We start from the raw sequence: 22,784 nt of genomic DNA on the forward strand, positions 1-22,784 counted from the left end.
GAAGCGGACATCCGCAAAAGCGTACCTCGACCACAAGACCCAGGTGGTTGTTGATCGAGGTGGGGGCGACGGAAGAGGCAGTCAAGGCGGCCGCGATAAGAAGGGCGGGGGCCGCAGCATTAACGGCGCCCCGTCTCGAAAAAGATGGTTGGTTGCCAGCGCATCGCTTGAAATTTTACAAAACCGTCAAAGCCGTGCGGTAGGCGACTTTGAGGCAATCGTGCTGCCGGCTGCCTCTACAGGCAGCGCTTGATATAGTTCACCACTCGGCATGATTTCTCAATCTCCTCGTCAAACAGCTTGAGGAACTCCTGCGCGGCTGCCGAAAGCGGTGCCTCCGGCGAAGAGACGATGCACATGTCGAACGGGATGGTGCCGTCCAGTGGTCGGACTTCGATGCCGCGCGGCGCGCAGTGCATGGCCGTGAACGGATCGACGATTGCCACCCCGACGCCTTCAGCGACCAGCGCACAGGCCACAATGGACTGATGCACCTGAATGCGCAGGCGCGAAGCCAGCGCCTCATACAATTTTGCGCCGGGAGGGTATCGGGAAAGGAACTCCCGCTCCAGGCCGATGACGCTCTCGTTGGCCAATTGCGGGACGGAGACACTGTCGCTAGCAGCTAGCGGATGCCCGGCAGGCATGACGCAAACGCACTGGAATTGCCATCGCCGTTCCATCCTTACAATCTCGCTTACCGCCATCGGATCGACAATACCGAGATCAGCGAAACGTGAGGCGATGAGGTCGACAATCTGGCGTGACTGCGCCGTCGTGCATGAAACGTGCATCTGCGGATGGGCGCTGTTGAATTTCTTGATCACCGCCGGCGTCACGGCAATCGAAAGGGCGATGAATGAGCCAAGCCGCAACTGGCCGCGAGCCAGCGCGCGGATATCCGCCGCCGTATGTGCCAGTTTCTGGAGATTGCGAAAGTATTTCTGGATTTCGTCATAGAACAGTAAAGCTTCCGGCGTCGCCAGCAGCCGCCCTTTGCGGCGCTCGAAGAGATTGAAACCGATATTTTCCTCAAGGCTCCGCAGCAGCCGGCTTACGCTCGGTTGCGAGACGTACATGGCGGAAGCGGCGGCCGTGACCGAAGCGGTTTCCACGATGGCCTTGAAGGCTTCGATCTGCCGCAGGCTGATGGTGGCCGACTTTGACGTCTCGTTGCGCATCCTCAATGCCCTCATTGTCGGTAAGGTCATAGCATTGGTGCATGACATGCGTAAATATTGATCTTTGACTTTATGATATTGGGCCCCGATACTCGATCCCAAGAAGGAGAAAAAAGGAGGAGAAACCGATGGAATTCAAATTTCCAAACACCGTCCGAACTTTGTTCGCCGGTCTGATCTTGTCGAGCGCCATAGGCCTGGGCAGCACGGCGGCGCAGGCGGAAGAGCTGACGGTCTACAGCGCCCTGGCCAAGGAACATTTCGCTGAGCTGATCGCGGCCTTTCAGACAAAAGAACCCGACATCAAAGTCAATCAATTGTTGGATTCCAATGGCCCCGTCATCGCGCGGATATTGGCCGAGAAAGAAAACCCGCGCGCCGACATCATCTTGGGAGCCTCCGTGCCGGGGCTCGTCATGCTGGAGCAAAAGAGCATGTTGATGCCCTATGCCCCGTCAGGCTTGAGCGAAATCAAGGATCGTTTCTACGACCACAAGGGCGACGTGCCGAAATGGGTCGGCACCGATGCATGGGCATCGGCCGTTTGCTTCAACAAGGTCGAGGGCGCAAACCACGGCGCGGAAGAGCCCAAAAGCTGGAAGGATCTGATCAAATCCGAATACAAGGGTGCGATCGTCATGCCGAACCCGAACTCGTCCGCAACCGGGCTTCTTGCAATCGTCGGCTGGATGAAGATCCTCGGTGAGGATGCGGCCTGGAAATACATGGACGCGCTGCACGAAAATATCGCGCAATATGTCCATTCCGGCAGCAAGCCATGCCGGATGGCCGCCGCCGGCGAGGCGATGGTCGGCATTGCGTATCCGGCCCCAGGCGTCAAAGCGATCAATGATGGTGCGCCCCTCAGCATCGTGATCCCGGAAGAGGGCGTCGGGTCCGAAGTGGAGGGCGTCGCCATCCTGGCCGGCGCACGCCATCCGGATGCGGCCAAGAAGCTGGCTGACTTCGCGTCCAGCCAGGAGGGCAACGAGATCCACAACAAGTACTATGCGCTCGTGGCACGCAAAGGTGTCTCCTCGACGGTTCCGAATTATCCGGCCGGAGAAGAAGCCGCCCTCGTCAGCATGGACTTCTACTGGGTCGCGGAAAACCGGGATCGCATCCTGGCCGAATGGCAGAAGCGCTACGGTTCGAAAGACGAGCCCAAATAGCTAAGCGGTACACACTAGAGAGTTGGAGCGGTTCCCTTGATCCGGTGAACCGCTCCAGTATCCGCCTTCATTCATAAACCGAAGGGAAAAGGCTCATGGTTGAACAGGCCACGACCATGCCCGCGTCAAAGGCCGGCATCAGGTTCGGCGGCGAGGATCTTTTGCCTCGCCTGTGCCTGCTCGGGCTGGGCCTGTTCTTGACGGTAGGGCTGTTGCTGCCCGTCTACACGCTGCTGTCGAAGGGGGTGCAGAACGAGAGCGGCAATTTCGTCGGGCTGGAGAATTTCGTCCGCTATTTTGCGGAGCCAGGCGTCTCGACTGTCTTCTGGAACAGCTTGCGCATCTCCGTCGTATCGACCGTTTTGACCATCCTGATCGCAGGCGCCTACGCTTTCGCGCTAACCCACAGCCGGATGCCGGGGCGCGGTTTTTTTCGCGCGGTGGCGCTGGTACCCCTTTTGACGCCTTCGCTTCTGCCCGGCATCGCGTTGATCTACCTGTTCGGCAATCAGGGCTTCTTTCGCGGCGCATTGTTCGGCCATAGCCTCTACGGTCCGATCGGAATCGTCATGGGCGAGGTGTTCTTCACCTTTCCGATAGCGCTGATGATCATCCTGACATCGCTGCTGACGATCGACCGCCGATTGTACGAGGCGGCGACCGCCCTGCGGGCCGGATCGCTACGCCGCTTTTTTTCCGTGACCATGCCGGCTATGCGCTTTGGACTGGGCGCGGCGTTCTTTGCCACCTTCACCAAGGTGTTTACCGATTTCGGCGTGCCGATCGTCGTCGGCGGGTCCTATCCCGTTCTCGCCACGGACCTGTACCAGAAGGTGATTGGCGGCTTCGATTTCCAGATGGGGGCCGTCGTCGGTATCCTGCTGTTCATTCCGGCAGCGGTCGCCTTCATTATCAGCCATCTGCTCCAACGCGGCCAAGCGGACGGAATTAGCGGACGGGCGGTGATCTATGTTCCGGCCCGGCACACGACACGTGACCTTGCCAGCCTCGCTTTCTGTTCCATCGTCGCGCTCGCGATACTCGGTGTGCTGTTGATGGCGGCGCTCGGATCGCTGTTTCGCCTATGGCCATATGACCTTAGTTTTTCCCTGGCGAGCTACCGGTTTTCGGAGCACGAGCCGAGCGGATGGGGCGCCTACAGCAACAGCCTGCGTCTGGCTGGCTCGGTGGCGGTATTCGGAACCGCCCTTGTCTTCTTCGGCGCGTACCTCCTGGACAGGGTCAATGGGGCCGTGTGGCTGAGGGGTGTGATAGGTTTCTGCTGCATGGCCCCGCTGGCATTGCCCGGCATGGTGCTGGGCCTGTCTTACATCTTCTTCTTCAACAGCCCGTCCAACCCGCTTGGAGCGATCTATGGAACGTTGGCCATCCTGGTCCTGAGCACCATCATTCATCTCTATACGGTGCCGCACCTGACCGCGTTGACGGCGCTCAAGCAACTGGATAGCGGGCTCGAAGCGGTTGGCGCTTCGCTCAAGGTTTCGCGTTTCACCACTTTCCGGAAAGTCATCGTGCCGGTGTGCCTACCGACGATCCTGCGGATCGCTAGCTACTTTTTCATGAATGCGATGACGACGATCTCCGCGCTGGTGTTTCTCTATTCAGCCGACACCAAGGTCGCGACCGTCAGTGTCGTTCTGCTGAATGACAACGCCATGCTTGGTCCGGCGGCGGCGATGAGCATCCTGATCGTGGGAACCTCGGCAACCGTCGTTGGCCTTCAGTGGCTGCTCATGCGTGGATTTTTGCGGCGAACGCAGGCCTGGCGCGGCTCCGAAGCTTGAGCTCAGGGGTCAGCCCCCGCCTTACTCCCTCCCAATTCAAGGATCAGTCCATGACGGCCTCTCTCAAGACCACGCCAGAAGAATACATCCGGTTCGCCGAAGAACTTGCCGACGCGAGCCGGGCGCTGATCCGTGCCCGCTTCCGCCAGAAGACGGAAGTCGATATGAAGGCCGACGATACGCCCGTCACCCGGACCGATCTGGAGGTCGAAACCCTGATCCGGGAGATGATCGCCGACCGTTACCCCACGCATGGGGTGATCGGCGAGGAACACCCCGCGAGCGCCGCCGACGCCGACCACGTATGGGTGATCGATCCCATCGACGGCACGCGCTCCTTCATCGCCGGGCGTCCCGTTTTCGGCACGCTCATCGCCCTGACGGTGGACACCGTGCCGATGCTGGGGGTCGTTGACGTACCGATCATGGGCGAGCGCTGGGTCGGCGCGACAGGGCACGAGACGCTGCTCAACGGTCAGGCTGCCACGACGCGCAAATGCCCGAGCACCGCCCACGCCATTCTCCTTGCCACATCGCCCGAATATCTCGGCGGCGACGCAGCAGGCCCTTTCAGTCATGTCGCCGACATGGCCAAGTTCACGATCTACGACGCAGGCACTCAAGCCTATGGCCTGGTTGCCAGCGGTCATGCCGATATCATGATCGCGGCCACCTACGGGATCGTCGACTATCTCGCGGCGGTTCCCGTCATCGAAGGGGCAGGCGGGGCCATTAGGGACTGGAGCGGCGGACCCTTGACGCTGCATTCAGGTGACCGTTTCGTGGCTGTCGGCGACACTGGACTTCTGCCCGAGATGTTGACACTGCTCGGGCGCAGTGAAACGGGGGGCTTGGCTCATGCTAAACGTGCCTGAAACGGTCACACACCTCTGCCAGGAGGGGACGAACGCGGACGGTCCAAAGGCGTTGCAGGTTCGCGACCTCTCGAAGTCGTTCGGAAAATTCTTGGCCCTCGATGGGATCGATCTCGATATCGAGCGGGGCGAATTCGTCTGCTTTTTGGGGCCTTCCGGATGTGGCAAAACAACCCTGCTTCGCGCGATAGCCGGGCTAGACATGCAGGAACGCGGCACTATTCATCAAAATGGTCGTGACATTTCACGATTGCCCGTCGCGCGCCGGGATTTCGGGATCGTGTTCCAATCCTATGCGCTTTTTCCAAATCTGACAGTCGAATGCAATATCGGCTACGGCCTGCATGGTGCCGGCACGTCGAAGCAGCAAAGAACGGCCCGTGTCAGCGAACTCCTCGCACTGGTCGGATTGCAGGACCAGGCCGGCAAATACCCGGCCCAGCTTTCGGGCGGCCAGCAACAACGGGTAGCCCTGGCCCGCGCGCTTGCACCCTCGCCGGGACTGCTGCTGCTGGACGAACCGTTAAGCGCGCTGGACGCACAGGTCCGGCTGCATCTGCGCGACCAGTTGAGGCATTTGCAGCGTCGGCTGGGTGTCACGACGATCATGGTCACGCACGATCAGGACGAAGCGCTTGCGATCGCCGATCGCATCGTGGTGATGAACCGCGGCGTGATCGATCAGGTCGGCACGCCGGAAGAGGTCTTTTCGCTACCCACGTCGCCATTCGTGGCCGGCTTCCTCGGCGACATGAATTTCATTCCCGCAGTTGTGCTTGCCGGGGGCGATGTATCGACTGGAAATGTGACATTTCCGGTTGCAGGGAAGCTTGTGGCCGGAACCGAGGTCAGCCTTTGCATACGTCCAGCCGACATCGTGATTGATGCTACTGCCTCGCGCGATCCTTCGGGCCTTCAGGCGGAAGTTAAAGCCGTCTCGTTTCGTGGGAATTTCTACAGGCTATCGTTGCAATGCGATCAGATCGTTCAGCCGTTGGAAATGGAAGTCACGCGTACCGTGTGGAAAGGGCTCGGTGTAGGCGAGGGCTCTATTGTGATGATCAAGCTTCCGCCAAGCAAAATTATAGTGTTCCCTCGAGCGATGTAAGCCGTAGGGTCGCATTCGCTTTGCCCAAGTGCTCAGATTGTAGCTGATGGTTCAATGGGGATTTCCGCTTGCTCTGCACACACCTGACTTGAGAATGCAAGGAATGGTCGTTTCTGACCAATGCCGACATCTACTCCCGCACACGGGATGTTAGCTTCGCGCCCTCATTTCGGACGTTCGACTGGCACTTGAGACTTCCCGAAAGCGACATTGCTTATGGAGTAGCCGAGCGCCAGCAGATTTCTTCGGCGTATGTGTTCGAATCCCACGCAGTCCGCCAAACACCGCCGATTACCGCACAAATTGGTCAGTTATCTTTTTAATTATCTAATAGATACGCTGCATGGGGGTGCTCAACCTGCTTGCCGGGGTTCTCACATGCCCTACCAGTCGCATGCCCCTTCGATATACCCGCCGATAGCACGCTACGGCGCGAACAGCGGCGGTTCCTTCCCAACACGATAACCCAGTGCGTATCAAGCGTAGTGCTTCCCCTCCAACGGCGATACTAAGTCGTGCCTTATCTGGTCGTGGGTCTTGATTTATCCGGCCAATGGCCGTACATTACCTTCAAATTTGGAGGCAGCTATGGCTGAAGCAGCAAAAGGATCCCCATCTAGTCGTGTTCGAGGCGAGCGCCTTGAGACACGCGTAACCGCTGACCAGAAGCGCCTGATCGAACACGCTGCAGCCTTGCAGGGCCGCTCGGTGACGGATTTCGTTCTGTCGAGCCTTCAGGATGCGGCGCGACGTGCCATCGACGAATATCAGCGTCTGGAGCTTTCGATTCGGGACAGTCAGGCCTTTGTGCAGGCCTTGATCGAGCCGCAACCCGTCAACGAACGGCTGAGTGATACGGTTCGCCGTTATCGTGAGAGAACAGGCGTCTGACGCGTGGGAGAGGCGGATGACATCCTGCGGGTGGAGCTTCTCGGCCCACAACATGACCGTTCAGGCTTCGCAAGTGGTGTGGAACCACTCGACCGATATTTTCAGACGCAGGCTGGACAGGACGCCAGAAAAAAGATGGCAGCGCCATTCGTCCTTGTGCTGAAGGACGGCAGCGTTGCCGGATATTACACGCTCTCGTCTACGGCGGTGAGGCTTCCGGATCTGCCGGAGGCCACTGTGCGAAAGCTGCCGCGCTACCCCCTGATCCCGGCGACATTGTTGGGGCGTCTCGCTGTAGATCGGCGCTGCCAAGGAAAAGGATACGGCCGCTTTCTTCTCGCGGATGCGCTCTATCGGGCTGTGCGCAGCGAGATCGCATCCTTTGCGGTGGTCGTGGACGCCAAAGATGAGGGCGCTAAAAACTTCTATGAGCGAGAGAGCTTTTTGCCGTTTCCGGATCAGCCGATGAAATTGTTTCGGCCGGTGGCGGATATCGAAGCATTGTTCAAATAAGTGCGATATCTTGCTAAAGAGATTTCGAAATGGCCCGCAGATTATTCTGCCAGTCAGCGGCTTCTCAAACAACGCAATCAGAGGTCACTTCGGTTATAGACGGCGCTGATTGACGCTGTTCGCTACGCGCTTTCTGTGAATTCAGGGGAATGGATTCGTATTCAGGACCGCGATTTCAGCAAGGCCGCCGCATCTTTTTCCATTCAGATGAAGTTCGAGGCGATAAGCCCGCGGCAGGCGGCTGCGTTCGCCGAACTCACTCATGAGTTGATTCCGGGTACGGACAGCAGGAGGTCAGTTCTCTACCTGAACTACTCTGCGGAGCAGACCACACATCTTGTGCGTGGAGTTCGGCAGATCCGAACGGAACTTCGCTCGTGAGCCAACGCAGAGGGACCTGTCATCGAGAGGGAGGTGAGACGGCGAGAACATCCTGCTCTCAACGCTTGCCGACCTTCTCGGCATGCCGTTTGAGGAGTTTGGGTCTCGGTGGTCAATGTCGGCAGCGTAGCGTTCGCGCATTTCGCGCGAATCTTTCAAAGGCAGGGTCTCGACGATCAGGCACGCGCCGTAAAGTGGCTCGGAACCCGAGTTGTCTGCGTGCGGGACCTCGACCGAAGCGGCGCGCAAAGCGGAAGACAATCCCTACGGGTTCGAGGTGCCGCAAGCGGGAAATCAGCACTACTGGGAGAGTCACTACGCAGACAACCCGCAAGGCAGGGCGAACTGGATCGCCAAACCAACAGGGCGTTCATCGTGCGTTTCAGGCCGACATGAAACTCGTTGATCTCGCCTTCGGACAGAGTGACGATCGTCACGCCTGCGAACCGCGGGCGCTTGAACACGGCAGCCACATCCTCCTGATCGCGGCTCATGCGGCCGAGCGCTTGGGACAGCACAATCGAACCGGCCCATCTGCGCATCGGCCAGAAGGTTCTGGATGCCGGCGCGGATCATGGATGAGCCGGATATTGCCGGGTCGGAATACGTCTTCACCACGGTCCAGCCCTCACGCTCCGCACGCTCGCGGCGCTGACGCAACTGATCCTCGATGGAGGCGTCACGCTGGTCCTCGGAGGAAAAGCGGGCGTAAAGGGCAACGCGGGTAATGACGGAATCCTGGTGATCGGTTATTCGCTTCGGGCAGCATCCAGAGCGTCGATGATGGTCTTGAATGGCAGGATCAGGCTAAGCGGGCTGCTGTCGAGCAACGGCATCGCGCCGAAACGCTCGTACCAGCGCGCCGCCTTCTCATCCCTGGCGTCGATAGCCAGCGCCACGCCTCCGACCTGTGCAGCCACGGCAAGCGCTCGCGCGCCCGCCGCCAGCAACAGATCGCCGCCAAGCCCCTGACCTCGCACTGGCAGCGAGACAGCCAGACGCGCAAGCCGGAACACAGCAACCTCGTAGCGCCCTAATCCCTTGGTCAGCGATGCGGGGACTTTTGCGAAAGCAATCGAGGCGGGGCTGATGGAATAGTAGCCGAGGATGGTCTGCGGCTTCGATGGAGCAACCGCCACGAAGGTCTTGGAGCCGCCGCCCTCATGGTTCTGACGGGCGTGCCGGCGCAGATATTCATTCAGTTCCGGTGTGCCGCAATCGAACGCCTTGCGGTCATGGTGGCGTCCTATAGGTTCTTCCCGCCAGTCAAGCACCCTTGCCGCCTCGGGCGATACGTCGGCGTGCTGCGGCAAGCAGCACCGGCGTCGGTGCCGGCGGATTTTCCAGAAGGTCGAGCACGCGCAGGGAATCCCGCTCCGAAAGCGATATACGTTCAGCCTTCTCGACTACATCGCGCGCAGCCGGCAGGACGGCCCGCATGATGAAGCTGGTCACGTCCAGCCGCTCATGGGCGGCGGCGGCGGTCAAAAGCCGCTTTTCGTCGCGTGTGGCGCGCAACTCGATGCGGTCATCGCGATTGGCTTGCATCTGGGCCATAATGATCTCCATTCACTACGTACGGATGATAACCGTACTTCTGGAGATATCAAGATGGCTCCTGCTCATCGACGGAGTTCGCAGGCTTTATCAAGGACCTCGCTATCAGACGTATCGCGGCCAGCTCGGGCCGGTGGAGAACGGCGAGGCAGGAAGCGGTCGAGCCGCCTATGGCTATCGCGTCATCCACCAGCTCGACGCCAATGGCGATACGGGGTGAGCGGGCGATTGTCGAAGAACAGGCCGAGATCGTGCGTCGTATCTTCCGTGGATACGCCGGCGGCAGAAGCCCGAAGGAAATCGCTTTCCGGTCGGACCGGGAAGGCATTCCCGCGACGACAAGCATCGCTGCCCTTCGTGAGGAACAGGCGATGGCGGAGTGGAGGAACAATCTGGTTCAGACTACCAGCACGTTCCTGGTGAGGGACGCGGCCGATAGCGACACCGCCAAGCGCTAACGTTCTACGAACAAGCGGTCAATCTGACCGACTCCTCCAGCGCTCATGGTCCGTCCCGAAAACTCCCCAGTTAAATGAGCCCAGCCTCCTGGAAATATATGGGATCGGGGCAACGCTGGGACCGGACTCGCAGCGCGAGCGCGAACAGAAGCGTCCGCTTTGGAAACACAAGAGGATGATCCGCTGCCGGGAACCAGCGCGATTGCCCGACGTTGCGTTGCTAATTACACCGGAGAGAACCGGGATGGCTGCCGACAGTGATCGCGAACGCGTTTGGAGACTGATCGAGAAGATCGGTTACTGCATGCTCGCGGCTCGAGAGGGTCGGGACATTCGGGCGCGCCCGATGGCGGCGTTTGCGGCTCCCGACGAGAATGCGATCTATTTTCTCGTCGATGGCGGAAGCCAGAAGCAAGCACAGTCGCAATCGAACGTCTGCCTTGCATTCGCCGACGTTGAGTGCCAGAACTACGTTTCCCTCAGCAGCCACGCGGAATTGTCGAACGATCGGGCCAAGATCAAGGAATTGTGGTCGACCCCCGCAAGGGCGTGGTGGGAAAGCCCGGACGATCCGGCGATACGTGTCCTCAAGGTCACGCCGAAAGATGCGCAATACTGGGATAGCCCTGGCACGATCATGAGCTATGTCGAGATGCTGGCTGCTGCTGTAGCCGATAACCGGCCGGACTCCTCCGGCAGGTGAAACAATGAGCCCGGCGGCGTGTTGTGTGATCCTAATGGGCGTGCTGGGCGGCTTCTTATTGGGGAGGCGACGATGAGCGCGGGCGGCTCGATATTTTCGACAAGACCGTTGCCAGGAAGCGATCACCTCACGAGATGCCGTTCACATTAGCTACCCCGGCGAAGATCATCTCCGAAAACCGATCCGCATTCGGAGCCGGTACCTCAACGATCGGATCGAACAGGATCACCGGCGCATCAAACGCCGTCTCCGAGCCACGGGTGGTCAGAAGTTTCCGAAGCCTGAGAGGTCAGGGGAAGGTGAGCGTCCCAAAACTGTTTCGAATGCACGGGCGAGGGAGAGAAGCTGTTCGTCTGCTCTTCCAGGGCAAATCAGTTGCAGACCCACAGGCAATGTCGACATAGCGTGGGGGAGCGGCAAGCTAGCCGCACAGAGGCCGAGGACATTTGCCGATCGCGTAGGGCCGGCACAGGCGTCGAGAAGAGCGGCAGATGCCGACAGGGATGTAAAGTCTCCCGGGAATGCCGGCGGCAGCCCCCACTTTACCGGTCCGACCCACGCATCGATCCCGTCAAACCAGGCGGTGCTGATCTGCATAAGTTCCTGCTGCCGCCTGCGCGCGTTCGCATAGGACGTCGGCGTGATGTCGAACCCGGCGGCGATGCTGGCGGCGATGTCCGGGTTCATCAACTCGCTCGTGCGGCGGAACCGCTCGCGACCGAACGAGGCGGCCATTTCGGCTAAACTGATCGTGCGGAAGAGCGGGTCGATCTCGGTGAGTTCAGGAATGTCCACGTCCACGATCGTGACGCCGGCGGCTGCAAGCCTCGACAACGCATCTTCGAGTCGGGCCGCTACACTGCAATCCAGACGGTCGCTGAAAAGATTCCGGGGCCGGCCGAGCTTTATTCCTTTTATCGTTGCTGCCGCAGGCACGGAGGTGCCGCAAAGAGCGGCCCAAACGATGGCGGCGTCCTCGGCCGAACGGGTTAGCGGACCAATGGTGTCGAGTGTCGCCGAGACGGGGAAGCTGCCGTCGACCGGCCAGATGCCCGCCGTTGGCTTCAGGCCGAACACGCCGCAGAATGCAGCCGGGCCGCGGATCGAGCCACCCGTGTCGGTGCCAATCGCAAATCCGCAAAGGCCTGCTGCCACGGCGGCCGCCGAGCCGCTGGAAGAGCCGGCAGTCATTCGAAACACGGCGGCATCCCAGGGGTTGCGCGGCGTGCCCCGCCGATAATTGGCACCCGTACCGCTCATCGCGAACTCGACAGCCTTGGTCTTTCCGATGACGATGCAGCCGGCGGCGGCAAGACTGCGCATGAAACCGCCAGGGGGGCCGATCAGGTCCGAAACATCGACGTCCGAGCCAGCCGTTGTCGGCATTCCTTCGACGGCTATGATGTCCTTGACCGCGACGGGAATTCCCATCAGGGGCCCGAAATCAATGCCGGACGCGAGGGCTTCGTCGATGGCTTCGGCCGCCTGCAACGCGGCCGGCGCCGCCACGTGTTCATAGGTTTGCAACTGGGGATCGAGGGCAGCGATCCGCGCCAGGTAGGCTGCGGTTGTGGCAACGGCCGTCGTCTCGCCGGTCCGCAACCGGCGCCCGAAGCCACGGATGCCACCTGAATCGAGCGGGTCCGCCGGAATGGTCATCGGAATTCAGTCTCCCGTAATAATGCGCCTGCAATCACGTCGAAAAAAACCCTCGGGGAATGCACCAGGTTTCCTCCCGCACCGCGCGTGCCTGAGGCGTAGCACGGCGTCTAAGGAGCGGCCGGTGGCTGGGCAGGGGCGGCTCGGCTGGCTTGCGCCACCGCAATGATATGCGCCAGGGCCTTTTCGACTGCGCTGTCATGGCTGCGTTCCGGAATTAGTCCCGACAGCGTCGCAACCAACGCTGGACCACCGCCGGTAGCATGCTCCAGCCATTTTTCGGCGAAATCGACTTGCAGCCGCTCCGCCATCAACTCTGCCTTTTTGATCTGGGTGCGCAGCTGTTCTTTCGCATTGTCCGCGACATCCTTGCGTGCCGTCTTCAATGTGCGGCGAAGCGCGCGCAGCGGGAGCACCACGTCCTGACGCCAGCTCGACATTGCGGCTCGCAGCGTCGAGAGCTCGCTGCCCGAAAGGGACTTGCCCAAGGCTGTGTCGGCATAGATGAGCATCAGCATCTCCACCACGTCCACACCTGCCTCATCCTGCAGCACGAGGCAGGCTTGGGAAACGCCCTCGCGCCCATAGAAGTCGTTCAGGAATGCCCATGCTGCATCCGCAGGGGAGGACTGTTCGTTCAAGTCAATCCTCCTCGTATTGGCTGGCCAGTTCGCCGATCGAGACGGGCTTCAGGGGCGGGCGGATACGGTAATACCCCGTTGCGCCGGGGGTCTGTCCGGTTTCGCGCGCAACGATGGCGCTGACTGTGGGGCCGCACATACGGCCCTGGCAAGGACCCATCCCGCAACGCAGGAACGCCTTGGCCTGGTTCGGTCCAAGACAGCCCCGCTGAACGATGTCGCGAATGGCACCGGCGCGAATAGCCTCGCAACGACATACGACCACCTCGTTCGCTGGAACGAGCACTTCGTCGCGCGGGCGATAGAGCCGGTCGAGGAAAGGCCTGACCGTCAGGTGGGCGTCAAAGGCCTGCTGCGCGACGGCCTTTCGATCTGCAAATTCGGTCTCGGTAATCTTGCCGAGACGCTTGAGGATCGCAAGCGCGCAAAACGCACCGGTGTGAGCGCTTGCCACCGCGCCCACGATGCCGCCGCCGTCGCCGGCGATGAAGATGCCCGCAATGGAGCTTTCCCGCATCGGGTCGAGGATCGGCAGGAAGCACCGTTGCTCTTCATCCCATCGATGGGCGCAGCCGAGGGATCGAGCTATCTGCTGGTTCGGTATTACGCCCTCGTGCAGGGCAACCAGATCGAGGTCGATGCGCAGCGTACGTGCCCCGGTCCGGAAGCTGGCCGCGGCAGCGCGCTCGGTTCCCTCGATGCGGAGGTTGGAAACGCCTCGGTAGATTTTTACGCCGTGCCGGCGCAACGCTGTCATCAGGCCGAAGCCCTTGCGAAGGTAGCCCGGACCGTGACCGGAAACGGCTTTCGGTAGATGCCGCAGCGCGGGGATGAGATTGGCGCGCTCAGCGGTGTCGAGAAGCACGAGGTCGGAAACGCCGGCCTCAAGGCACTGGACTGCGAACAGATAGAGGAGCGGACCGCAGCCGGCCAGCACGAGACGGCCGCAAGGGCGAAGCCCGGCATCCTTGAGCATGATCTGCAAGGCGCCGACCGTCATGACGCCGGGCAGTGTCCAGCCTGGCACCGGAATTGGCCGCTCTATCGCGCCCGAGGCGATGACGAGGTTCCTTGCCCGCAGCCGCTCAATCTTGCCGTCGGCCTTCGTCCAGACCGTGCCGTCGGCATCCACGCGCCAGACGCTCGTGCTGAAGCGCAGTTCCGCGGCGCTGGCGCGCAATCTGGTCACCAGAGCAGCGCCGTCCGCATAGTCGGGCCCGAGGAGCGCGGAAAGGCTCGCATTGTCCATATTGCGTTCGACCGCGCGGTAGATCTGGCCACCGGGCGCGGGCTGCTCGTCAACGACGAGGGTGCGGGCACCACCTTCGGACAGAGCAGTAGCCGCTGTCATTCCAGCGGGCCCGGCTCCGATCACGATAGCATCCCACAGACCGTTCATCCGAGCGTCCTCGCACCGTGCTGGCGCTTGACGATCATCCCCGGGCGGGCCGTTGTCAGGCAGGATTGCTGATTCTGCCTGCCGTCGATTTCGACCAGGCACTCGAAGCACACGCCCATCATGCAATAGGGAGCGCGCAGGCTGTCGTCGACAGGGCTTTCTCTGAAAGGTGAGGCTCCGGCCGCCAGCAACGCCGCGGCGACGCTGTCGCCGGGCTGGAAAGGGACGGGAGAGCCCTCGAAGTGGAGGACGTTGCCGCCAGCCGGCAATGCCGAATTGCGTTCAACCCTGGTGAACATCGAACCTGCCGCTTGTGAAGCTCGAAAGATGTTCGGGCAGCCGGCCTTTCGCCAGCGACGGGCCGATTTCCAGCGCGTGTACGCTGGCGAGGGTGACACCGCTGTGGCAAGTGACGGCAAAGGCGCCTGGAAAAAGAGTGGATTCCTCGTAGATGGGACGTCCGTCAGGCGTCATGACGCGCAGCGAGCCCCAACTGCGCACCACCGTGGCCTCAGCCAGCGCCGGAAAGACACGAGCCGCAGTCCTGCAAAGCATGGCCGCGGTAGGCACATCTGTCCCGTCGTCGAAACCTCGGTCTTCATGACTGCTGCCAAGCAGGACCGTTCCTTCGACCGTTTGCCGGATGCAATTGGTGGCATAGGGCAGGAACGGCTTAACCCGTTCGGTGACGACAATCTGTCCCCGTTCGGGCTTCACCGGCATTGAAAGCCCCACATGCGGGGCAAGGCTGGCCGCGCCCAGGCCAGCGGTCAGCGCGATCCGCTTGCCGGTAACGCTACCAGTCCGGCTGACTGCCTTGAACCCATCTCTTTCCGCGTCGATATGCTCGACCCGGAATCCCGGGCGATAGCGGCCGCCGGCGTCTTGCAACCCCTGTTGCAGAGCGCGGAGCAGGTACAGCGGATTGACGTGGCCATCGAGCGAGGAAAACGAAGCGCCGACCACGTCGCCGCCGATACCGGGCAGCAGATCCCGCAGGTCGGCACGGTCGAGGATGGATATGTCGATGTCACCGCCATCGGCTTGGGTGCGGGCGATGACGTCGCGGCGCTTGTCCAGTTCCGCCGCGCTCAAGCAGAATTGCAGTCCGCCAGGTTGTCGCCACCCGATGTCGAAAGAAACGGCGTTGCTCAGTCTTGCGGCGAATTCCGGCCAGATCCGGCCCGCGTGTAGCGACCATTGCATATAGGCCGGGGTGCCGACGCCCTTTCCCTGTAACCAGACAAGACCGAAGTTGCCACGAGCGGCGCGATGGGCCTGGTCGCCTTCGTCGAGCAGCACGACGTTGGCTCCAGCAGTCTGCGCTCCCCATGCAAGTGCCGACCCGACGAGGCCACCACCCACGACGATCAGGTCGAACGCCTCCATCGCGCTGTACCTCAGCAGGTTTCCGGGTGGAAACCACGAGGCATCAGGCCTGCATGAAGCCATTCGACCAGCGACACGACATCGTAGACAGGCACGCCAAGGGTCCTCTCGATTGCTTGCGAATAGGGAGGAAGATTGGCGCATTCGCTGACCAGAGCGCCTATCGACGGCGTTTCGGCAAGCATGCGCTCCACGGTCTCCAGGGCGTCGCGCTCCTGTGCCGCGTAGGAGACCTGGGAGGCGTTATTGCGCATATTGGCGCGGATCGGCCCGTCGAAGGCGAGCTCACCGAGCGGAAGACCGACAGGAGCCCCGACATTGATGAAATGGTTGTCGGTGATGGCCTTGCGGTCCGAAACGATGACGCCGACCGTCTTGTCCGCCGGCAATGTCTGCAGCACGAGCGGAATCTGCATCAGACTGGATGAGGCTATCGGCAGCCCGCTGTAGGCGCGCAATTGCGGATGTACCATCGCCAGGAAACCGCAACTGGTGGCGATGCCGTCCACGCCCAATTCGGTCAGCCGGTCTATCGCATCGTAAAAAGCCGGCAAGATTTTTTCGGGGGCGCCCTCGATCACGTCCTGCGGGCGCACGCCTGTGACGACATGATATTGCACCGGGAAACGCCAGGTCAGGGCGTTGGCGACATCGCCGGGAAGGCGCTGGAATCCGGTGTCGAGCACGATAATGCCGATACGCGCGCCGTGGACCGGGCGACGGCGACGAGGGCGATCAGAGGCTTTCTCGACTTTTATGATAGGTTGCATCGGTAAGGGCCCTGCCTGGTCAATCGTCGTCGCCGGGCCTCGGACAGGCTTCGCGGTCGACGCTCATTCCCTGCCATCGCACCACCTTGCCGCTGTCGATGCCGAAGAGGTCGAGGGCACGGCCAACGCTGTGGTCCACCATCTCTTCGAGCGAACGTGGCCCGGCGTAGAACGCAGGAACGGGCGGCATGATGACCGCACCCATTTCGGCGAGCGCGGTCATTGTCCGAAGGTGCCCAAGGTGTAGAGGGGTCTCGCGCAGCATCAGGACGAGCTTACGGCGTTCCTTCAATACCACGTCCGCGGCGCGGCTCATGAGGCTGGAAGTGACGCCCGAGGCGATTTCAGACATCGTCCTGACCGAGCAGGGCGCGATCAGCATGCCGAGCGTCCGGAAGGATCCGCTGGAAATCGAGGCGCCGATGTTTTGAACGTTGTGGCAGACGCTGGCGCGCTCGGCGATCTCTGCCGGGCGCATGCCGAGTTCCTGGGAAAGCGTCAGATGCGCCGATCGCGTCACTACCAGATGCGTTTCGATGCCGGCGGCCCTCAGCTGGTCGAGCGCCCTGACACCATAAACGGCTCCGGAGGCGCCGGTAATGCCGACGATGATCCTGGGAGGCTGTGGCCTGCCGGCGCTGCTCTGCGAGGATGAAGCCGATCCGCTCACGCGTTTTCGAACCAGTCCGCGAGATCGACCTGGTCGGCAAGCCGAATCTTCTTGCGTTCGAATTCGGCCTTGCGATGGAACGGCTTGGTGGCGTCGATGAGCAGGCGTCCCCAATGATCCTTGGCCTCGTCGCGATAGAAGGAAGGCGTGTCGGGAATGATGAGCATGTCCTTATCGGGGCGGCAACGGGTCAGGGTCGCCCACATGACATCGTCCATGCTGTAGATGTTCACGTCTTCATCGACGACGGTGACCACCTTGGCCCAGATCGGCTCCGCGCCAATGGTTGCAAGCATCACTTGGCGCGCGTGGCCCTCGAACTGCTGGTCGACCTTGATCACGGCATGGTTGACAAAAGGCTGGCAGGTGACATCGAGAATGCCAGGCAGCGCTGCGCTTAACCGCTGGAAGATGTTGGCGGACACCGACAGTTCCAGCGTCAGCACTTCCTCGGCCGAGCCGCACAGGATGCTGTGGAACATGGCGTCGCGCCGCACCGTCACCCCCAACACCTCGAATACCGCATTCGGACCTTCGGGGACGTAGTAGCCCATGAATTCGCCGAAAGGGCCTTCAGGTCGGCGTTCGTTCGGCAGGAAGCGGCCCTCGATGACGATTTCGGTGTCGGCCGGAACCTCGAGGTCGATGTACTTGCACTTGCGCATGGCGATGGGGCTGCCCTTCAGCCGGGCCGCGACCTCGAGTTCATCCACGTCATAGGGCAGCGGTGCCGCCGCGGTGAGGAAGGATGTCGCCGGCGCGCCGATCAACATCGCCGCCTCCAGCGGCTTGCCCATTTTCTCGGCCTTCTCATGGTAGATGGTGAGGTGATGGCGCGGTGCCAGGCGGCAGCGTAGTTCGCTGTCGCTGACATACATCGAACGGTGATATGACAGGTTGCCGATCCCCGTCTCGGGATCCTTGGCGATGAACATGGCCGAGGTGAAATAGGGCGCCGCGTCGCGATCGGAGTAGGTGATGAGCGGCAGGTCGGACAGCTTGCATTCGGTCAGTTCCGGGTCTTCGACCTTGACGAAGGGATCGCCGACGCTTGCCGAGCCGAGATTGGCAAGATTGCTCCATTGGCGGCAGAAATCGGCCGAATCGATGCCGATCACCTCCGCCAGGCGCTCGCGCGAGCCATAGACGTTGGTAATGACGGGAAAGCGTGTGCCCTTGACGTTGGTGAAAAGGATGGGCTTGCCCCACCGTTTCTGGGCCACATGGGTGACCGCCGCCAGTTCATGGAACGGGTCGATCTCCTTGTCCACAACGAGTAGGTCGCCGCGTTCACGCAATCGGGCAACATAGTCTCTCATCGGATTCTCCTGGATGCCGCGGCGCTTCGCTGTGGGGTGGTGCCGCCGCGGTTCGGTGTGGCTTCATGCGAACTGCGCAGCCGGTAACGGTCGCCGGGATAGAGGAAGCGGCTGCGGGTGACGGGTACGCCTTCGCGCCATGTACGGCGGTCGAGCAGAAGGCAGGGCTGGTTACCGTCGATCTCCAGGGCGCGCCTGCTTTCCTCGTCGGCCCGGATGGCCCGGATCGTGTTGTCGACATAGGTGACTTCGGTTTCCCGCAAGAGGTAGGCGTGAGGGGTGATGCGGGTGAAGTCCTGCTTCAGATAGTCGGGAGCTTCCGCCTGGTTGACGAAGCGATCCTCGATTTGGATGGGCGTTCCGTCTTCCTTGTGGAGCAGGCGTGAGTGGCAGACCGGCCCCTCGTAGGGCAGGGGCAGCATGCCGGCGAACGGACTGTCGGGAGGCACGAAGCCGAGAAAGAGCACTTCGCTGGTATGCACGCCGCCGCTGAGGGCAATTTCCTCCGAAACGTCGGGCAGATCAAATATGGCGCACTGCATCCGGGGGCCGACGACGAAAGTGCCGCGACCCTGGATGCGGACCAGCATACCTTCCGACTGAAGCTCCCGCAGGGCCCGGCGCACCGTCAGGGAAGAGGCGCCGAACTCCTCGGCCAAGGATTCTTCGGAAGGCACCCGGAAATCGGCCGGCCATTCGTCTCCGCGTATGCGCTTTTCGATGGCCGATTTGATCTGTTCGTAAAGGGGTTGCGAGCTTTGAAGTTCGTTCGCCATTCCTTCTCTCAATCCCATTATAATATCATATATTAGTTGGATTAATACGACGAGTTTACACGAGTTGTCCAGCGTCATTTGGTTGGCGATGATCGGGGCGAGGCCGGAATCGATGGAAGCTCCAAGGGAAAATTGCGAAATTTGCGGTGGCTCTGAAGCGGCGTCGTTATCGTCAAGGAGCCGCTTCCATCTGCTTGACAATGGGGACACGGAACTTACACTATCATATATATTGGAATGTGATATATAATTTTTGGAACGACCCTTCGGGAGGTGGGAATGAGCGGCGATATCGTTCGGCATGACGAGAACAATCGCATGAGCCTTGCTGTGGAGGCCGGTGGTTTCGTCTTTCTGGCGGGCCTTACCGCGGTCGAGACGCGCGGCGGTACCGTCGCCGCGCAGACAAAAGAGATTCTTCAGAGAATCGACCATCACCTCGCCCAAGCAGGCACGAGCAAAGCGAAACTCGTCAGTGCGCAGATCTGGCTGGCCGATGCCGCTACGTTCAACGAGCTCAACCCGGTGTGGGAGGCCTGGGTTGCCGATGTCGGCAAGCCCGTTCGCGCCTGCGTGGAATCGCGCCTGGCGGACCCGGCCCTTACCGTGGAAATCATGGTCACGGCATTGCGGTGACCGGCCAGCCGTGATCGATAGATGAGATGTCTTTTGCGCAGCATGCCTGCCAAGGTTGCGGCTGATCCCGCAGCCTAACGATGTGACTTTTTCTGTAGAGCAGGGGCGCGGCGAGTTGATGGAAGCGGCATCCACACGTAATTGGGACGTAATCGTTGTCGGCGGCGGCATCGTCGGCTGCTCCGCAGCGTATTATGCCGCCAGGAATGGGATGCGCGTCCTGCTTGTCGAGCGAGACGCGCCTGGGTCGGCGCAGTCCGGCCGCAACCTGGGCTTTGTCCGTCAGCAGAACCGCGACTTTCGGGAACTTCCACTGATGATCGGCGCCCTGTCGATCTGGAAGGAAATCGAAGCGGAACTGGGGTGCCGGGTGGGATGGCAACAAGGCGGAAATCTGTCGCTGGCGTTCAGCGAAGCCGATCTCGTTTCCCGGCGTGAGTGGCAAAAGCGCGCGGCCGAAGAATTTGGCCTCGATACCCGTATATTGTCGGCAGCTGAGACCCAGGCGCTGGTGCCCCAACTGGCAACTGATCGCGGCGTTGTCGGGGCGATGTATACGCCAAGCGACGGCAAGGCTGAGCCTGCACGAGCGACCCGTGCATTTTTTGATGCGGCGCTCGCGGCCGGTGTGGCATTCGCCTTCGGCGAACCGGTGACGCGCATGGACACCAGCGCTGGGAAAATCTCCGGGGTCCAGATTCGCGACAGGCTTTACCGCGCGAGCACGGTGATCACCGCCGCAGGGGCGGGGAGCGCCGCCCTGTTGAGGAAAGCGGGATTGGATCTGCCGCAGGAGTTCGTTCGAGCGACGGTTGCAAGAACGGTAGCACGGCCCGAACTGAAAATACCGCCATGCATCTCAGGACAGCAAACCGGAATCCGGCAGGATTTGAACGGTGCCTATGTGATCTCGGTCGCGGGAGGGGAATATGACCTCCGCCTCGATTCCTGGCGTCATATGCGGTGGTACGAGGCTACCCGAAAATCCAATCCCGATGCGGCCCGCATAGATTATCTTGCGCCGATAAAGCGGCTTCTCCCGTCGCGGATGCCCTTGCCGGTCGCCGACTTTCCACCCAGCCGCGACCGTCCGCGCCCCGAACCCTTTCGCGTGGAACAGGCAAGCCGGGAGTTTTGCCGGCTCTTCCCGGGGCTGGCCGATTTGGAGATCGAGACCTCTTGGGCAGGAATCATTGACACGATGCCGGATGTCGTTCCGGTTCTCGGCCCAGTCGCGGGCATATCGGGCATGCTCGTCGGAACTGGATTCAGCGGTCACGGCTTTGGCCCGGGCCCGATGGCTGGGAAGGTTCTTGCAGACCTAGCCGCAGGCAGGCAATCGCTCGTCGATATTTCGAGCCTGTCGCCAATGCGCTTCGACAAAAAATGGACCTCGGCAAAGGCGGGATGAACACGTCGCGATGGATGGGGTGGCGGTAAGGGGCGCTTGCCGACTTGGCCGCGGACTTGCACCTGACCGAAACTTGGTTTCGGCCTGATTGATCGCAGCTGTTCAAAATGGTGCGCGACCATGACCCGCAGCGGCCGAGGCAGGCTACGGGCGGCCGCCAGGAGGGGTGCCATAGAGTCAGGAAGCGAAGCGGTCCGCTTCTGGTGATTGTCCGTTCAGCCCGGGTCTACGGAGCTTGATCTGGACGCGGTAATCTCAATCTCGACCCGCGCGCCGGGTGCAGGAATCTGGCAGATGAGGAAGGTACTTGTAGGTCTGATGTCGGCAAAGACTTCACCAAGAACCTGGGTAACGGCCGATGCCGCCTCGGCATCCGTGACGAAGACGCGGCTAACCACAGCATCGGCCAAGCTTGATCCCGCCTGACGAAGAGTGTCGTTGATCGATGAGAGGGCATTTCGTGCCTGCTGGGCAGGATCCTCGGGAAACTCGTTTGTGACTGGATCGCGTCCAGTCGTACCGGAAACGTAGATGGTCCTGCCATCGATGACGGCTTTTGCATAACCGGCGATGGCTTCGGACGGGGCACCGGAAAAAATCCTGTTGCGCATGAAGATTCCAGTCTCTGATTGAGTGATGCTGCCGATGGACTCGGAAGGCCCGGTGATCGCCGGGTATCGCAGAAGAGGGGAGAACGTGGCTTTCAGGTGCAACCCGTCTGGGCGCCCAAGCCAGATCGGCCCGGTTGGGTTGGCGCCTGTTCGCTTTCACGCGATCGCTTTACCAGGCGCCGGAGTTAGGCATAGTGGCCCAAGGCTCCGCCGGCGGCAGCGGCGCACCTTTCTGCATCAGTTCGATCGAAATGAGGTCGGGCGATCGGACAAACGCCATGCGACCGTCCCGCGGTGGCCGGCTCAGCGTAACGCCGCCCTTCACCAGCCGCTCGCAGACCGCGTAGATGTCGTCCACTTCCAGGCCCAGGTGTCCAAAATTCCGGGCCGATCCGTAGTCCTCGATATCCCAGTTGTAGGTGAGCTCGATCTGAGGTGCCCTGTCTCCGAGAGCCTCGATATCGTTAGGGGCGCAAAGGAAGACCAATGTGTAGCGGCCCTTTTCATTCTCCATGCGCTTCACCTCGACGAGCCCGAGCTTGTGCACGTAAAAGTCCAGAGCGGCATCCAGATCGCGCACCCGCACCATGGTGTGGTTGAACTTCATCGTATCCTCCGCAGTTGATCAGCCCAGGACATTGCTATACGTATCTCCTGTCAATTTCCATATCAAAAATTCCCAATAATGATATTTTAGTTGACATACGAGGCCGGTCACTTTGGCGGGTGTCATGCTGTGGCCGTTTCCCGGTTGTGGCAAGGTCCCGAGCTCTTTTGTCGATGGCGCAGGGAGCATTCTGACGCTCGCGACCATGGGGTTGGGTCCCCGAAATCGGCGGGGGAAAATCCCTCCATCGAC

Annotated in this window: 25 protein-coding genes and 1 pseudogene; 10 read left to right on the forward strand and 16 right to left on the reverse strand. The window is 61.0% G+C overall.

From position 1 onward, the window contains the following. Positions 1 to 236 precede the first annotated feature (236 nt). Positions 237 to 1,181, reverse strand: coding sequence for a LysR family transcriptional regulator (locus ACFOHJ_RS01060; RefSeq protein WP_378217595.1), 945 nt, complete (start codon positions 1,179 to 1,181; stop codon positions 237 to 239). Between the two features lie 128 nt (positions 1,182 to 1,309). Here ACFOHJ_RS01060 and ACFOHJ_RS01065 point away from each other — a divergent pair, with 128 nt between their 5' ends. From ACFOHJ_RS01065 to ACFOHJ_RS01090, 6 genes are all read left to right on the forward strand, one after another. Beyond that, the gene (locus ACFOHJ_RS01065) at positions 1,310 to 2,353 is read left to right on the forward strand and encodes an extracellular solute-binding protein (protein WP_378217598.1); all 1,044 of its coding nucleotides are present in this window, start codon (positions 1,310 to 1,312) and stop codon (positions 2,351 to 2,353) included. A 95-nt stretch (positions 2,354 to 2,448) separates the two neighbouring features. Next, complete coding sequence (locus tag ACFOHJ_RS01070; RefSeq protein ID WP_378217601.1) at positions 2,449 to 4,158, forward strand: putative 2-aminoethylphosphonate ABC transporter permease subunit; 1,710 nt, start codon at positions 2,449 to 2,451, stop codon at positions 4,156 to 4,158. A gap of 50 nt (positions 4,159 to 4,208) precedes the next feature. Beyond that, entirely contained in the window at positions 4,209 to 5,033 is an 825-nt protein-coding gene (locus tag ACFOHJ_RS01075; RefSeq protein ID WP_378217604.1) for an inositol monophosphatase family protein, read from the forward strand. Continuing rightward, positions 5,017 to 6,141 carry a putative 2-aminoethylphosphonate ABC transporter ATP-binding protein gene (locus tag ACFOHJ_RS01080; protein ID WP_378217607.1) on the forward strand — a complete coding sequence of 375 codons (1,125 nt, stop codon included), beginning with the start codon at positions 5,017 to 5,019 and terminating at the stop codon, positions 6,139 to 6,141. The genes ACFOHJ_RS01075 and ACFOHJ_RS01080 overlap by 17 nt, the downstream gene beginning before the upstream one ends. Positions 6,142 to 6,729: 588 nt before the next feature. Continuing rightward, on the forward strand, positions 6,730 to 7,032 hold the full coding sequence (locus tag ACFOHJ_RS01085) for a type II toxin-antitoxin system TacA family antitoxin (protein ID WP_378217610.1): 303 nt from the start codon (positions 6,730 to 6,732) through the stop codon (positions 7,030 to 7,032). A gap of 3 nt (positions 7,033 to 7,035) precedes the next feature. Then, positions 7,036 to 7,545 carry a GNAT family N-acetyltransferase gene (locus ACFOHJ_RS01090; RefSeq protein WP_378217613.1) on the forward strand — a complete coding sequence of 170 codons (510 nt, stop codon included), beginning with the start codon at positions 7,036 to 7,038 and terminating at the stop codon, positions 7,543 to 7,545. Between the two features lie 141 nt (positions 7,546 to 7,686). Here ACFOHJ_RS01090 and ACFOHJ_RS01095 read toward each other — a convergent pair whose 3' ends face one another. From ACFOHJ_RS01095 to ACFOHJ_RS01110, 4 genes and pseudogenes are all read right to left on the reverse strand, one after another. Then, complete coding sequence (locus tag ACFOHJ_RS01095; RefSeq protein WP_378217616.1) at positions 7,687 to 7,809, reverse strand: hypothetical protein; 123 nt, start codon at positions 7,807 to 7,809, stop codon at positions 7,687 to 7,689. Between the two features lie 473 nt (positions 7,810 to 8,282). Next, positions 8,283 to 8,655: pseudogene (locus ACFOHJ_RS01100) on the reverse strand (recombinase family protein); the annotation flags it as partial. A 20-nt stretch (positions 8,656 to 8,675) separates the two neighbouring features. Beyond that, positions 8,676 to 9,200 (reverse strand): GNAT family N-acetyltransferase, encoded by a 525-nt coding sequence (locus ACFOHJ_RS01105; protein WP_378217619.1) that lies wholly within the window; start codon positions 9,198 to 9,200, stop codon positions 8,676 to 8,678. After that, positions 9,193 to 9,483 carry a type II toxin-antitoxin system TacA family antitoxin gene (locus tag ACFOHJ_RS01110; RefSeq protein ID WP_378217621.1) on the reverse strand — a complete coding sequence of 97 codons (291 nt, stop codon included), beginning with the start codon at positions 9,481 to 9,483 and terminating at the stop codon, positions 9,193 to 9,195. The genes ACFOHJ_RS01105 and ACFOHJ_RS01110 overlap by 8 nt, the downstream gene beginning before the upstream one ends. Positions 9,484 to 9,653: 170 nt before the next feature. On the opposite strand from ACFOHJ_RS01110, the gene ACFOHJ_RS01115 reads away from it, so the two are divergent. After that, positions 9,654 to 9,941, forward strand: coding sequence for a recombinase family protein (locus tag ACFOHJ_RS01115; RefSeq protein ID WP_378217623.1), 288 nt, complete (start codon positions 9,654 to 9,656; stop codon positions 9,939 to 9,941). Positions 9,942 to 10,185: 244 nt separating this feature from the next. Beyond that, positions 10,186 to 10,644: a pyridoxamine 5'-phosphate oxidase family protein gene (locus tag ACFOHJ_RS01120; RefSeq protein ID WP_378217625.1), complete on the forward strand. Its 459-nt coding sequence runs from the start codon at positions 10,186 to 10,188 to the stop codon at positions 10,642 to 10,644. Positions 10,645 to 10,908: 264 nt separating this feature from the next. Here ACFOHJ_RS01120 and ACFOHJ_RS01125 read toward each other — a convergent pair whose 3' ends face one another. The 9 genes from ACFOHJ_RS01125 to hutC all read right to left on the reverse strand — a co-directional run bounded on the left by ACFOHJ_RS01125 (position 10,909) and on the right by hutC (position 19,267). Then, a complete protein-coding gene (locus ACFOHJ_RS01125; protein WP_378217627.1) occupies positions 10,909 to 12,303 on the reverse strand; it encodes an amidase in 1,395 nt (464 codons plus the stop codon). Between the two features lie 110 nt (positions 12,304 to 12,413). Next, entirely contained in the window at positions 12,414 to 12,944 is a 531-nt protein-coding gene (locus tag ACFOHJ_RS01130) for a TIGR02444 family protein (protein WP_378217628.1), read from the reverse strand. 1 nt (position 12,945) lies between these two features. Next, entirely contained in the window at positions 12,946 to 14,343 is a 1,398-nt protein-coding gene (locus ACFOHJ_RS01135) for an FAD-dependent oxidoreductase (RefSeq protein ID WP_378217630.1), read from the reverse strand. After that, on the reverse strand, positions 14,340 to 14,642 hold the full coding sequence (locus ACFOHJ_RS01140) for a (2Fe-2S)-binding protein (RefSeq protein ID WP_378217632.1): 303 nt from the start codon (positions 14,640 to 14,642) through the stop codon (positions 14,340 to 14,342). Before ACFOHJ_RS01140 ends, ACFOHJ_RS01135 begins: the two co-directional genes overlap by 4 nt. After that, positions 14,626 to 15,732 (reverse strand): NAD(P)/FAD-dependent oxidoreductase, encoded by a 1,107-nt coding sequence (locus ACFOHJ_RS01145; protein ID WP_378217634.1) that lies wholly within the window; start codon positions 15,730 to 15,732, stop codon positions 14,626 to 14,628. The genes ACFOHJ_RS01140 and ACFOHJ_RS01145 overlap by 17 nt, the downstream gene beginning before the upstream one ends. Positions 15,733 to 15,743: 11 nt before the next feature. Continuing rightward, positions 15,744 to 16,502, reverse strand: a complete 759-nt coding sequence (locus ACFOHJ_RS01150) for an aspartate/glutamate racemase family protein (RefSeq protein WP_378217636.1) — start codon at positions 16,500 to 16,502, stop codon at positions 15,744 to 15,746. Between the two features lie 19 nt (positions 16,503 to 16,521). Next, the gene (locus tag ACFOHJ_RS01155) at positions 16,522 to 17,172 is read right to left on the reverse strand and encodes a UbiX family flavin prenyltransferase (protein WP_378217638.1); all 651 of its coding nucleotides are present in this window, start codon (positions 17,170 to 17,172) and stop codon (positions 16,522 to 16,524) included. Beyond that, positions 17,169 to 18,491 (reverse strand): UbiD family decarboxylase, encoded by a 1,323-nt coding sequence (locus tag ACFOHJ_RS01160; RefSeq protein WP_378217640.1) that lies wholly within the window; start codon positions 18,489 to 18,491, stop codon positions 17,169 to 17,171. Before ACFOHJ_RS01160 ends, ACFOHJ_RS01155 begins: the two co-directional genes overlap by 4 nt. Beyond that, the gene (gene hutC, locus ACFOHJ_RS01165) at positions 18,488 to 19,267 is read right to left on the reverse strand and encodes a histidine utilization repressor (RefSeq protein ID WP_378217642.1); all 780 of its coding nucleotides are present in this window, start codon (positions 19,265 to 19,267) and stop codon (positions 18,488 to 18,490) included. Before hutC ends, ACFOHJ_RS01160 begins: the two co-directional genes overlap by 4 nt. Positions 19,268 to 19,546: 279 nt before the next feature. On the opposite strand from hutC, the gene ACFOHJ_RS01170 reads away from it, so the two are divergent. Together ACFOHJ_RS01170 and ACFOHJ_RS01175 are read left to right on the forward strand one after the other, a co-directional pair. Then, positions 19,547 to 19,903, forward strand: a complete 357-nt coding sequence (locus ACFOHJ_RS01170) for a RidA family protein (protein ID WP_378217644.1) — start codon at positions 19,547 to 19,549, stop codon at positions 19,901 to 19,903. A 118-nt stretch (positions 19,904 to 20,021) separates the two neighbouring features. Next, positions 20,022 to 21,314: an NAD(P)/FAD-dependent oxidoreductase gene (locus ACFOHJ_RS01175; RefSeq protein WP_378217646.1), complete on the forward strand. Its 1,293-nt coding sequence runs from the start codon at positions 20,022 to 20,024 to the stop codon at positions 21,312 to 21,314. Between the two features lie 215 nt (positions 21,315 to 21,529). On the opposite strand, the gene ACFOHJ_RS01180 is transcribed toward ACFOHJ_RS01175, so the two are convergent. Together ACFOHJ_RS01180 and ACFOHJ_RS01185 are read right to left on the reverse strand one after the other, a co-directional pair. Next, on the reverse strand, positions 21,530 to 21,925 hold the full coding sequence (locus ACFOHJ_RS01180) for a RidA family protein (RefSeq protein WP_378217648.1): 396 nt from the start codon (positions 21,923 to 21,925) through the stop codon (positions 21,530 to 21,532). 169 nt (positions 21,926 to 22,094) lie between these two features. Beyond that, on the reverse strand, positions 22,095 to 22,532 hold the full coding sequence (locus tag ACFOHJ_RS01185) for a VOC family protein (RefSeq protein WP_378217650.1): 438 nt from the start codon (positions 22,530 to 22,532) through the stop codon (positions 22,095 to 22,097). Positions 22,533 to 22,784: the final 252 nt, after the last annotated feature.

It is taken from the genome of Aquamicrobium soli, from assembly GCF_042646345.1.
Lineage (GTDB): Bacteria > Pseudomonadota > Alphaproteobacteria > Rhizobiales > Rhizobiaceae > Mesorhizobium > Mesorhizobium soli_A.

Coding starts and splice junctions, on each gene's coding strand:
- ACFOHJ_RS01060 (WP_378217595.1), bottom strand. CDS start 1,181: ATGCGCAACGAGACGTCAAAGTCGGCCACCATCAGCCTGCGGCAGATC.
- ACFOHJ_RS01065 (WP_378217598.1), top strand. CDS start 1,310: ATGGAATTCAAATTTCCAAACACCGTCCGAACTTTGTTCGCCGGTCTG.
- ACFOHJ_RS01070 (WP_378217601.1), top strand. CDS start 2,449: ATGGTTGAACAGGCCACGACCATGCCCGCGTCAAAGGCCGGCATCAGG.
- ACFOHJ_RS01075 (WP_378217604.1), top strand. CDS start 4,209: ATGACGGCCTCTCTCAAGACCACGCCAGAAGAATACATCCGGTTCGCC.
- ACFOHJ_RS01080 (WP_378217607.1), top strand. CDS start 5,017: ATGCTAAACGTGCCTGAAACGGTCACACACCTCTGCCAGGAGGGGACG.
- ACFOHJ_RS01085 (WP_378217610.1), top strand. CDS start 6,730: ATGGCTGAAGCAGCAAAAGGATCCCCATCTAGTCGTGTTCGAGGCGAG.
- ACFOHJ_RS01095 (WP_378217616.1), bottom strand. CDS start 7,809: ATGAGTGAGTTCGGCGAACGCAGCCGCCTGCCGCGGGCTTATCGCCTC.
- ACFOHJ_RS01110 (WP_378217621.1), bottom strand. CDS start 9,483: ATGGCCCAGATGCAAGCCAATCGCGATGACCGCATCGAGTTGCGCGCC.
- ACFOHJ_RS01115 (WP_378217623.1), top strand. CDS start 9,654: ATGGCTATCGCGTCATCCACCAGCTCGACGCCAATGGCGATACGGGGT.
- ACFOHJ_RS01120 (WP_378217625.1), top strand. CDS start 10,186: ATGGCTGCCGACAGTGATCGCGAACGCGTTTGGAGACTGATCGAGAAG.
- ACFOHJ_RS01125 (WP_378217627.1), bottom strand. CDS start 12,303: ATGACCATTCCGGCGGACCCGCTCGATTCAGGTGGCATCCGTGGCTTC.
- ACFOHJ_RS01135 (WP_378217630.1), bottom strand. CDS start 14,343: ATGAACGGTCTGTGGGATGCTATCGTGATCGGAGCCGGGCCCGCTGGA.
- ACFOHJ_RS01140 (WP_378217632.1), bottom strand. CDS start 14,642: ATGTTCACCAGGGTTGAACGCAATTCGGCATTGCCGGCTGGCGGCAAC.
- ACFOHJ_RS01145 (WP_378217634.1), bottom strand. CDS start 15,732: ATGGAGGCGTTCGACCTGATCGTCGTGGGTGGTGGCCTCGTCGGGTCG.
- ACFOHJ_RS01150 (WP_378217636.1), bottom strand. CDS start 16,502: ATGCAACCTATCATAAAAGTCGAGAAAGCCTCTGATCGCCCTCGTCGC.
- ACFOHJ_RS01160 (WP_378217640.1), bottom strand. CDS start 18,491: ATGAGAGACTATGTTGCCCGATTGCGTGAACGCGGCGACCTACTCGTT.
- hutC (WP_378217642.1), bottom strand. CDS start 19,267: ATGGCGAACGAACTTCAAAGCTCGCAACCCCTTTACGAACAGATCAAA.
- ACFOHJ_RS01170 (WP_378217644.1), top strand. CDS start 19,547: ATGAGCGGCGATATCGTTCGGCATGACGAGAACAATCGCATGAGCCTT.
- ACFOHJ_RS01175 (WP_378217646.1), top strand. CDS start 20,022: ATGGAAGCGGCATCCACACGTAATTGGGACGTAATCGTTGTCGGCGGC.
- ACFOHJ_RS01180 (WP_378217648.1), bottom strand. CDS start 21,925: ATGCGCAACAGGATTTTTTCCGGTGCCCCGTCCGAAGCCATCGCCGGT.
- ACFOHJ_RS01185 (WP_378217650.1), bottom strand. CDS start 22,532: ATGAAGTTCAACCACACCATGGTGCGGGTGCGCGATCTGGATGCCGCT.